This is a genomic window from Mycobacterium sp. ACS4054, from assembly GCF_001667275.1.
Lineage (GTDB): Bacteria > Actinomycetota > Actinomycetes > Mycobacteriales > Mycobacteriaceae > Mycobacterium.
Map to the genome: position 1 here is coordinate 99,854 of NZ_LZHV01000073.1, position 10,884 is coordinate 110,737.

The following is a 10,884-nucleotide window of genomic DNA, read 5'->3' on the forward strand; positions in this document are numbered from 1 at the left end:
GGAGTTCCCCATGGCCCCGCGGGCCATCCGACATCCTGCCATCGTCGGTCGCGCCCCTGCCAGCCCGCGCGATCGCGGGTGAGGAAACTCCCACCCGGTAACCGCTTCACAACGAGTTGGCGGCGTCTTGACAACAACCCCGTCGCTGCAGCTCAGGAACTACGAAGCCGACATCATCCACAGGCGGCTGCGGTATCCTCGCCTGCACGCGTTGCGCGAGGGGAGTGAAGAAATCCAGCAGTTGATGATGCGCCTCAGCCGCAGCCTGCGTAAGTACCGCTGGTTGGTCTTCACAGGCTGGTTGCTGGCTTTGGTTCCGGCGGTCTATCTGGCCCTGACGCAGTCGGGGAATCTGACCGGCGGCGGTTTCGAGGTGGCCGGTTCGCAGTCGCTGCTCGTCCACGACCAGCTCGAGGAGCTCTACCACGACCAGGGCTCGTCCTCGCTGGCCCTGGTGGCGGCCCCGCGGCCGGATGCCAGCTACGCCGACATCAACGACGCCGTCGCGCTGCTGCGGAGCACCGCCGCCGAGCTGCCCGGCGTCTCGGAGGTCCCCAACCCCACCCAGCGGCCGCCGCAACCCGACCGGCCGTACGTGTTGTCGCTGCGGCTGGACTCCCGCAACACCAGCGACGTCGCCAAGCAGCTGCGCAAAAAGGTCGGCGTCAACGGCGACCAGCCCGGCCAGACCGCGGACGGCCGGGTGCGGCTGTACGTCATCGGGCAGGGCGCGCTCAGCGCGGCCGCCGCGCAGAACACCAAGCACGACATCGCCGCCGCCGAGCGCTGGAACCTGCCGGTGATCCTCATCGTGCTGCTGGCCGTGTTCGGCTCGCTGGCCGCCGCGGCGATACCGCTCGCGCTCGGCGTCTGCACGGTCGTGGTCACCATGGGCCTGGTCTACCTGCTGTCGTCCTACACGACCATGTCGGTGTTCGTGACGTCGACGGTGTCGATGTTCGGAATCGCGCTCGCGGTCGACTATTCGCTGTTCATCCTGATGCGGTTCCGCGAGGAGCTGCGGTCCGGCCGCGAGCCGCAGGACGCAGTCGACGCGGCGATGGCGACCTCGGGGCTGGCGGTGGTGCTGTCCGGGATGACGGTCGTCGCCTCACTCACCGGGATCTACGTCATCAATACCCCGGCGTTGAAGTCGATGGCGACCGGGGCGATCCTGGCCGTCGCGGTCGCCATGCTGACGTCGACCACGTTGACCCCGGCGGCGCTGGCGACGTTCGGCCGGTCGGCCGCCAAGAGGTCGGCGTTTTTGCACTGGTCCCGCCGGCCCGACGGCGCCCAATCCCGGTTCTGGAACCGCTGGATCGGCTGGGTGATGCGGCGGCCGTGGATGTCGGCGCTGGCGGCCTCGCTGGTGCTGCTCGTGATGGCCGCCCCGGCTTCCTCGATGGTGCTGGGCAACAGCCTGCTGCGCCAGTTCGACTCGTCGCACGAAATCCGCGCCGGGGTGGGCGCGGCGGCCGAGGCCCTCGGCCCCGGCGCCCTGGGCCCGGTTCGGGTGCTGATCACGTTCCCGGACGGTGGCGCGGCCTCACCCGAACACGGCCAGACCATCGGCGCGATCCGGCAGCGGATGACGCAGGCGCCCAACATCGTCTCGGTGGCCCCGCCGCAGTTCGCCGAGGACAACGGCAGCGCCCTGCTGTCGGCGGTGCTGTCGGTTGACCCCGAGGACATGCGGGCGCGCGAGACCGTCGGGTGGATGCGCGCGCAGTTGCCCAAGGTGCCCGACCGGGGAACCGCGCGAGTGGACGTCGGCGGCCCGACCGCCCTGATCAAGGACTTCGACGACCAGGTCTCCCAGACCGAGCCGTTGGTGCTGGCCATCGTCGCGCTGATCGCGTTCGTGATGCTGCTGGTGTCCGTGCACTCGGTGTTCCTGGCGCTCAAGGGCGTGCTGATGACCTTGCTGTCGGTCGCGGCCGCGTACGGCAGCCTGGTGATGGTGTTCCAGTGGGGCTGGCTGAAGGACCTCGGCTTCGCCCAGATCAGCTCGATCGACAGCACCGTCCCGCCGCTGGTGCTCGCGATGACCTTCGGGTTGTCGATGGACTACGAGATCTTCCTGCTGACCCGCATCCGGGAACGCTTCCTGCACTCCGGAAACACCCGCGACGCCGTCGCGTACGGCGTGAGCACCAGCGCCCGCACCATCACCAGCGCGGCCCTGATCATGATCGCGGTCTTCGTCGGCTTCGCGTTCGCGGGCATGCCGCTGGTCGCCGAGATCGGCGTCGCCTGCGCGGTGGCGATCGCGGTGGACGCCACCGTCGTGCGGCTGGTGCTGGTCCCGGCGTTGATGGCGATGTTCGCTCAGTGGAACTGGTGGATCCCCGGGTGGCTGTCCCGGATTCTGCCGTCGGTCGACTTCGACCGACCGTTGCCCGCGGTCGACCTGGCCGACGTCGTGGTCATCCCCGACGACATCTCGGCCCTGACGGCGCCCAACGCCGACCTGCGGATGGTGCTCAAGTCGGCCGCCAAGCTCAAGCACTTGGCGCCCGATGCCATCTGCGTGACCGATCCGCTGGCGTTCACCGGGTGTGGGCGCAACGGCACACAGCGGCAGGGCGCCGCGGTGGCCGGCGCCGACCCGGATCGCGGCCGCGACCCCGGTCAGATCCCCCATCAGGTCAACATCGACGACGAGAAGGCGGGCGCGGGGGTGGGCGCCGCCGACCGCAGGACCGGCACCAACGGGCACACCAACGGCGCTGCCGGGGCCAAGAAGCTGGTCGGGGGGCTGACCTCGCGCAACGGCATCGCCAAGGCCATCGTCGGCGCGGACCGGCCCGTGCACCCCGTCACGTTGTGGCGGGGGCGGCTGTCGGTCGCCATCGACGCGCTGGAGAACGAGAACGACTGCGCCGACCGGTCGCTCTACGAGCGCCGCAGCCCGGTGGAAACCACCCACGTGCAGCTGCCCACCGGCGACCGGCTGCTGGTCCCGACCGGCGCCGAGACGCTGCGCCTCAAGGGCTACCTCATCATGTGCCGTAACAGCCGCCGCGATTACGCCGACTTTGCGGATATGGTTGAAACGTTGGAGCCCGAGACCGCCGCCGTGGTGCTGGCGGGCATGGACAGGTACTACTGTTGTCAGTCGCCCAGGCGGCAGTGGATCGCCAGCCAGCTGGTCCGTCGACTCGCTGATCCCGATCCCTGCGATTTCGACGACAAGCAGGGGTCCGAGGACGCCGCCCGCTCGGACTGGGACGAGATCAGGCAGCGCTGCCTGTCGGTGGCCGTAGCGATGCTGGAGGAGGCGAGGTGACGTTGGCACCTGACCGACGCCCCGCACCGCCCCACCGGCCGGCCGCCGAGCCGCGCGGCCGCGACGGTGCGCCCGCCCCCGACCCCGACCAGCCGGTGGAGTTCTGGCCGACCTCGGCCATTCGCGCCGCCCTGCAGGGCGGCGACATCGCCACCTGGAAACGCATCGCCGCCGCGCTGAAGCGCGACCCGTACGGGCGCACCGCCCGCCAGGTCGAGGAGGTGCTCGACGGCACCCGCCCCTACGGCATCTCCAAGGCGCTGTGGGAGGTGCTCGAACGCGCCCGCACCCACCTGGAGGCCAACGAGCGCGCCGAGGTGGCCCGGCATGTGCGGCTGCTCATCGACCGATCCGGTCTGGCGCAACAGGAATTCGCCTCCCGCATCGGGGCGAGCGCCGAGGAACTCGCCGCCTACCTGGACGGCAGCACCAGCCCGTCGGCGGCGCTGATGATCCGGATGCGCCGCCTGTCGGACCGGTTCGTCAAGGTGAAGTCGACGCGCTCGGCGGAGTCCAACTGATCACCTGATCGGCAGCACGTCCGAGACCAGCCAGGTGTCGCCGTGCTTGGTCAGCGCGACCCGCAGCGCGGGCGCCGACTGGTTGGGCGGTTGCCCCGGCGCGTTCTGGGTGACCCGCAGGATCACCGCCACGCTCGCCGCCGCCGGCCCCAGCGCCTCGACCCCGGCCGCCAGCGTTGCGGCCTGCGCGGTGACGTTGTGCTGGGCCAGCTCCGAGCTGGACTTCGTGTACTGCTCCTTGAAGGCGGCCGCGTGCTCCGGGACGATCAGCGCGGTGGCCCGGTCGATGGAGCTGTCCGGGGCGCCCGGGCTGAACGAGGCCATCGCCTCCGCCATCCCCGTGGCGACGCGCACCACGTCACGGGAGTCGTCCTTGAATTCGCGGTCCGACTGGGTCCAATGCGTGTAACCGGTGAACACCGCGGCCACCAGCGCCGCCGTGCACAGGAAGACGACGGCCAGGCGCAGGCCCGGCGCGTCGTCGTCGGTGCCGACGCTGACCGAATCGCGCCGCAGCAGCCAGAAATTCACCCCGACGCCCTCGACGATCAGCAACACGAGCACCGAGCACACCGACACCCACCACAGCGGCCAGCCCAGGACCAGCCCGATCGCCAGCAACGCCGCGATGGCCGCCAGCGGGGCCAGGATGTCGAAGGCGACCAGGCGCCAGACGTTTCTCATCGGATCGACTCCAGCCCCGAGATCATCAGCTTGCCCTCCACGTCGCACACGTCGAGGCGCAGATTCCAGTGCACCGTCTGCGGTTTGGCGCCGGCGTTCTCACTGACCGACGTCGCGACCAGCATCACCGAGTCCAGGCGGCTGGCAAACGGCGGCAGCTTGGTGGTCACCACGGGCCGCGAGCTACCGGGCTGGGTGTCCAGGTCGCGGTGGACCGTCTCGACGGCCACCGCCTCGATCCGCCCGGCGCTCTTGGACTGCAGCTTTTCCACCACCTGCCGGTAGGGCTGCATGGCCGCGTCGAAGTCGGTGTTGAGTTCGCCGACCGTCCCGTCGTGCAGCCGTTGCAGGCTGGAATCGACGTTGCCGCTGTTCATGTTGATCAGCACGCCCGTCCAGTCGGCCGCGGTCTGCATGACCTGGGTGAGGTAGCGGCGTTCGGCCATGTCGTCGCGGTGCCCGGACCACAGGACGAATGCGAACACCACCGCCGCCACCGACAGCACCCCCAGGACGGCCGACGCGATGCCGTACGGGGAGAACATCGGGCCGTCGGCGGATTCCTCGTCGACGGCTTCGTCGGGATCTTCGAGGTCCACCTCTTCCGTCGCTGCTTCGGTTCGCTCGCCGTCTGACATGGCCCGATCGTCGCACCCGGGAAAGATGGAAGGATGGCGGGGTGACTGTAGAGGCCATTCGCTCGGGCATCGACCTGAGCCACGTCGACGCCAACACCCGCCCCCAGGACGACCTGTTCGGTCACGTCAACGGCCGCTGGCTGGCCGAATACGACATCCCGGCGGACCGGGCCACCGACGGGGCGTTCCGTCAGCTCTATGACCGCGCCGAGGAGCAGGTGCGCGACCTGATCATCGAGGCCAGCCAGACCGGCGCCGCCCCCGGCACCGATCAGCAACGCATCGGCGACCTGTACGCCAGCTTCCTCGACGAGGAGACCGTCGAGCGGCGCGGCCTGCAACCGCTGCGCGACGAGCTGGCCACCATCGACGACGCCGCCGACGCGGACGCGTTGACGGCCGCCGTGGGCGCGCTGCAGCGCACCGGGGTGGGCGGCGGCGTGGCGGCCTACATCGACACCGACGCCAAGAACTCCGCCCGTTACCTGGTGCACCTCACCCAATCCGGCCTCGGACTGCCCGACGAGTCCTACTACCGCGAGGAGCGGCACGCCGAGGTGCTGGAGGCCTACCCGGGTCACATCGCGCGGATGTTCGCCCTGGTGTTCGGCGGTGACGCGGCCGAACACATCCGGGACGCGGAGCGCATCGTCGCGCTGGAGGCCAGGCTCGCCGAGGCGCACTGGGACGTGGTCAAGCGCCGCGACGCCGACCTCAGCTACAACCTGCGCACGTTCGCGCAACTGCGCGACGAATCGCTGGGGTTCGATTGGGCCGCCTGGGCCACCGCCCTGGGTGCCGGCCCCGAGGGCCTCGCCGAAGTGATTGTGCGCCAACCGGATTACCTGCGCGCGTTCGCCGAGCTGTGGCGCAACGAGGACATCGAGGTGTGGAAGAGCTGGGCCCGCTGGCGGTTGATCCGCGCCCGCGCGTCCTGGCTGACCGACGACCTGGTCGCCGCGGACTTCGACTTCTACGGCCGCCTGCTCACCGGCGCCGAGCAGATCCGCGAGCGCTGGAAGCGGGCGGTGTCGCTGGTGGAGAGCCTGATGGGCGACGCCGTCGGAAAGCTCTACGTGCAGCGGCATTTCCCGCCGGACGCCAAGGCTCGCATCGACGCCCTGGTGGACAACCTGAAGGCGGCGTACCGCCAGTCCATCCACGAGCTGGACTGGATGACCCCGCAGACCCGGGAGCGCGCCCTGGCGAAGCTGGACAAATTCGTCGCCAAGGTCGGCTACCCGGCGAAGTGGCGCGACTACTCCGCGCTGGTGATCGACCGCGACGACCTCTACGGCAACTTCCTTCGCGGCTACGCGGTCAACCACGACCGCGAGCTGGCCAAGCTGGGCGGCCCGGTCGATAAGGACGAGTGGTTCATGACGCCCCAGACGGTCAACGCCTACTACAACCCGGGGATGAACGAAATCGTCTTTCCCGCGGCAATTTTGCAGCCCCCGTTCTTCGACCCGGACGCCGACGACGCCGCCAACTACGGCGGGATCGGCTCGGTGATAGGGCACGAGATCGGGCACGGCTTCGACGACCAGGGCGCCAAGTACGACGGCGACGGCAACCTGGTGGACTGGTGGACCGACGCCGATCGCGCCGAATTCGGTTCCCGCACCAAGGCTCTCATCGAGCAGTACGACGCCTACACGCCGCGCGGGTTGGGCGAGGGCCACCACGTCAACGGCGCGTTCACCGTCGGGGAGAACATCGGCGACCTGGGTGGGTTGTCGATCGCCCTGCTGGCCTACCAGCTGTCGCTACAGGGCCGGCCCGCGCCCGTCATCGACGGGCTGACCGGAGTGCAGCGCGTGTTCTACGGCTGGGCGCAGGTGTGGCGCACCAAATCCCGTGCGGCCGAAGCGATCCGGCGGCTGGCGACCGATCCGCACTCACCGCCGGAGTTCCGCTGCAACGGCGTCATCCGCAACATGGACGCGTTCTACGACGCTTTCGACGTGGCCGAGGGCGACGCGCTGTTCCTGGAGAAGCAGCGCCGGGTCAGGATCTGGAACTGACGGCGGCCGGCACCGGTTCGATCCGGGCCGGCACGTGCTTGTGCCACGGCGTGCCGGCGAAGGGGTCGCGCCAGTCGGTCGAGGTGAGCGCGTTCGGGGCGACGCCGGGAACCATGGTGCGCCCGTCGCCGTCGACGTAGTCCAGCCCGAAACCGTTGGGCAGGGCCGCGTGCCCGGCCAGCATGGTCTCGGTGATCTCGACGGTGGCCTCGGCGCTGCCGGCCGCGGTGCTGATGCGGACGCGGCACCCGTCGACCAGGCCCAGCGTTTGGGCGTCCTCCACGCTGACGCGCAGCGCCCCGTCCGCGTCGCGCTTGCGCCACGACGGGTCGCGGAAGATGTCGTTGGCGGTGTAGGCGCGGCGCTCCCCCACCGACAGCACGATCGGGAATTCCGGCGTGGTCAGCTGCGGCGGCGCGGCGGCCAACGCACTTAATTCGTCGAGCATCTCCTGGATCTCCAGCGCGATCTTGTGATCGGCATGGCTGATCAGCACGAAGTCGTCCTCATAGTTGTGCGCGGTGAACGTCACCCCGGACGGGCTGTCGAGGATCGCGTCGAACAGGGCGTTGCCGTCGGCGTGACCGGCGCGGCGCACGGCCTCGGGATAGGTGAGCGCGGCCTTCTGGGCGAGCCCCCACAGGGCGGCCGCGCCGCGCAGGCCGTCCGGCAGGGTGGGCCCGAGGGTCTCGTAGAGGACGTAGGGCAGCAGCTTCGCGACGGTCGGGTTGGTCGCGGTGGCGGTCAGGAACGCCTCGGTGTACGCCTGTCGGCCGCGCTGGGCCGCCTCGGCCAGTGGTCGCAGGTCCGCGTCTTCGACGACGCCCAGCGCCCGCACCAGGCGCGCCCAGATCTCCGGCTCGGGCAGCGTTCCGGGCAGCGGTTCGAACAGCGGCCGGCGCAGCTGAAAGGCGTTGTGCGGGAACTCCAGATTGAAGAACGTGGCCTCCGGCTTCTCGAACTGGGAGGCCGCGGGCAGCACGTAGTGCGCCAGCCGGGCCGTCTCGGTCATCGCGACGTCGATGACGACCATCAGCTCCAGCGCTTCGAAGGCCTCCCGGCAGGCCGCCGAGTTGGCCAGCGAGTGCGCGGGATTGCTGCTTTCCACGATCATGGCCCGGAACCGGTCCGGGTGGTCGGTGAGGATCTCCTCGGGCACGACGTTGCTGGGCACCAATCCGGCGATGATCGGGGCGCCGGTCACCGGCGTGCGACCGGAGAACTGGCCGAACAGCGGCCCGAACGCCGAATGCAGGTGCTGGCCACCCTTTTTCGCGAAGTTGCCGGTGAAGATCCACAGCAGCTTGTTCAGATACGAGCAGAGCGTGCTGTTGGGCGCCTGCTGCACCCCGAGGTCCTCGAACACCGAGACACTGGCGGCCGCGCCGATGCGCCGCGCCGCCGCCCGCAACAACTCCTCGTCCACCCCGCACCGTTGCGCGTAGTCGGCGACGTTGATGGCGCGCAGCGCGGCCCGGACACCTTCCGCCCCGCGCACGTGCTCGGCGAGAAACGTTTCGTCACAGAGGTTTTCCTGGACCAGGACCGCCGCCAGGGCGGCCAGGCACCACGCGTCGGTGCCGGGCTGGACCCGCAGATGGAAGTCGGACATCTTGGCGGTGTCGGTGACGACGGGGTCGATGACGATCATCGAGCGGGCCGGGTCCTTGGCGATCTCGTTGAGCACCACCCGGGCGCGGGGGAAGCTCTGCGACATCCACGGGTTCTTCCCGACGAACACCGACACCTCGGCGTGCTCGAATTCACCTCGCGTGTGACCGCCGTACAGCTGCCCGTCGATCCAGGCCTCACCGGTCTTCTCCTGCGCCAAGGCATTTGACCGATAGCGCGACCCCAGGGCCTTCAGGAAGGCGCCGCTGTAGGCCCCGCCCAGGTGATTGCCCTGGCCGCCACCGCCGTAGTAGAAGATCTTGTCCCCGCCGTAGCTGTCCCGGATCCGCTTGAACCCCTCGGCGATCTCGACAATCGCGGTGTCCCAGTCGATCTCCTCGAAGCTGCCGTCGGCGCGCCGGCGCAGCGGCGAGGTCAGCCGAGCGCCGCTGTTCTGATAGTGATCCAGCCGCAGCGCCTTGTTGCAGGTGTAGCCCTGCGACGCGGGGTGCGCCTTGTCGCCCCGGATGCGCGCCAGCCGCCGGTCCTCGACTTGCACGACGATGCCGCAGTTGCATTCGCAGAGGATGCAGGCCGTGGACTTCCATTCACCGGTCATTGTCAGACGTCCTTCCTGGTCGCCTCGGCCGACAGCAGGCGGTGTAGCTGGCGGTGCACGACGTCGAGGGGGGTGAGGTCGCGGCGCACGCGGGCCAGCACGATCGCGCCCTCGAGCGCGGTGGTCGCCAGCACCGCCAAGTCGGCGGCCCGCTCGTGCGCCACCCCGTCGGCGATGAAGCGCTGCGCGATCAGGCCGGTCCAGCGGTCGAACACCGACGCGGCGCGCTCGACGACCGGCGCCATGCGCTCTTCCTCCCCCGCCTCCACCGACACCGCGACCACGGGGCAGCCCGCGCGATAGTCGCTGTCGAGCAGCTGCCGGCGATACTTGTCGATCAAGGTGTCCAACAGCGCCGGCCCGTTCTCGGCCTCGGCGATGATCGCCGCGACATGCTCGCCCGCGTAATCGACCGCCTCGCAGAGCAATTGGGTTCGCCCGCCGGGGAAATAGTGGTAGGCCGATCCGCGCGGCGCGCCGCTGTGTTCCAGGACGTCGGAGATCGCGGTGGCGTGCGCGCCCCGCTCCCGGATCAACAGCGCGGCGGAGACCACCATCCGCTCGCGTGGACTGCGCATATGTATGATGCTATACATAATCGCCCGGCCCGCGAAAGCCCCCAGCTCGCATTGGCGAGCAGACGCAAAATCGCCCAATTCCGGATCGGAATGGGCGATTTTGCGACTGCTGGACTAAGCGCTTAGTTCATCCAGTCGGCGGAGCCGTCGTTCTTCTTGTACGAGCCGCCGCTGGAGTTCTTCACGACGATCGGGTCACCCGGACCGAAGTTGTCGAAGAACCACCTCGCGTTGGCGGGGCTGATGTTGATGCAGCCGTGGCTGACGTCGCGCTTGCCCTGGTCGTCCACCGACCACGGCGCGCTGTGCACGTAGTCGCCGACGTTGTCGAAGCGGACCGCGTCCTCCACCGTCACCTTGTAGCCGTAGGTCGAATTCACCGGCACCCCGTAGGTGGAGGAGTCCATCACCACCGACGCCTTCTTGTCCTGCACGTAATAGGTGCCGTTGGGGGTCTGGTGGTTGCCCGACGTCATGCCCATCGACATCGGGAAGGTCTTCTCCACGGTGCCGTTTCGGGTGATGGTCAGCTGATGGGTCGCGTCGTCGGCCGTGGCGATCAGCGTGTCACCGGTCTGGAAGGTGGACACGGTCCCGCCGGCGTCGACGGTGACCGCGGTGTGCGCGGGCCAGAAATTGATGGGGCGCCAGCGCAACTGCGTCGGGGTCATCCAGTAGAACTTGCCCGGGACCGGCGGCACCGACGAGACGTGCACGGCGGCGATCGCCGCGTCGGCGTTCTCGACCGTTCCGGGGAAGTTGATGATGATCGGCTGGCCCACGCCCACGGTCGAACCGCCCTTGGGGACGAACGACGGCGGGCCGAACGGCGCCGTGCCGGTGAACGGTGCGGGGTTCTGCCCGTCGGCCGAGGTCGCCGCCGGCTGCGCGGCCGGGGGCATCCACGGGGGCGG

Annotated in this window: 8 protein-coding genes; 3 read left to right on the forward strand and 5 right to left on the reverse strand. The window is 69.5% G+C overall.

Annotated elements, in window-relative coordinates; translation table 11 throughout:
• The first annotated feature begins 244 nt into the window (after positions 1–244).
• Together A5730_RS23260 and A5730_RS23265 are read left to right on the forward strand one after the other, a co-directional pair.
• Positions 245–3,292, forward strand: a complete 3,048-nt coding sequence (locus tag A5730_RS23260; RefSeq protein ID WP_067905750.1) for an efflux RND transporter permease subunit — start codon at positions 245–247, stop codon at positions 3,290–3,292.
• Positions 3,289–3,813, forward strand: coding sequence for a hypothetical protein (locus tag A5730_RS23265; protein ID WP_067820525.1), 525 nt, complete (start codon positions 3,289–3,291; stop codon positions 3,811–3,813). The genes A5730_RS23260 and A5730_RS23265 overlap by 4 nt, the downstream gene beginning before the upstream one ends.
• Here A5730_RS23265 and A5730_RS23270 read toward each other — a convergent pair whose 3' ends face one another.
• A complete protein-coding gene (locus A5730_RS23270) occupies positions 3,814–4,497 on the reverse strand; it encodes a hypothetical protein (RefSeq protein ID WP_067905722.1) in 684 nt (227 codons plus the stop codon).
• Positions 4,494–5,135 carry a hypothetical protein gene (locus tag A5730_RS23275; RefSeq protein ID WP_067905724.1) on the reverse strand — a complete coding sequence of 214 codons (642 nt, stop codon included), beginning with the start codon at positions 5,133–5,135 and terminating at the stop codon, positions 4,494–4,496. Before A5730_RS23275 ends, A5730_RS23270 begins: the two co-directional genes overlap by 4 nt.
• Before the next feature lie 41 nt (positions 5,136–5,176).
• On the opposite strand from A5730_RS23275, the gene A5730_RS23280 reads away from it, so the two are divergent.
• On the forward strand, positions 5,177–7,162 hold the full coding sequence (locus tag A5730_RS23280) for a M13 family metallopeptidase (protein WP_067905727.1): 1,986 nt from the start codon (positions 5,177–5,179) through the stop codon (positions 7,160–7,162).
• Here A5730_RS23280 and A5730_RS23285 read toward each other — a convergent pair.
• The 3 genes from A5730_RS23285 to A5730_RS23295 form a co-directional block, all read right to left on the reverse strand.
• Positions 7,146–9,392: a molybdopterin-dependent oxidoreductase gene (locus tag A5730_RS23285; RefSeq protein WP_067905729.1), complete on the reverse strand. Its 2,247-nt coding sequence runs from the start codon at positions 9,390–9,392 to the stop codon at positions 7,146–7,148. The two genes, A5730_RS23280 and A5730_RS23285, sit on opposite strands and share 17 nt — an antisense overlap.
• 2 nt (positions 9,393–9,394) lie before the next feature.
• Positions 9,395–9,970 carry a TetR/AcrR family transcriptional regulator gene (locus A5730_RS23290; RefSeq protein ID WP_156745907.1) on the reverse strand — a complete coding sequence of 192 codons (576 nt, stop codon included), beginning with the start codon at positions 9,968–9,970 and terminating at the stop codon, positions 9,395–9,397.
• A 122-nt stretch (positions 9,971–10,092) separates the two neighbouring features.
• Positions 10,093–10,884 (reverse strand): L,D-transpeptidase family protein (locus tag A5730_RS23295; protein WP_067905752.1); only part of this gene is annotated, 792 nt, incomplete at its 5' end.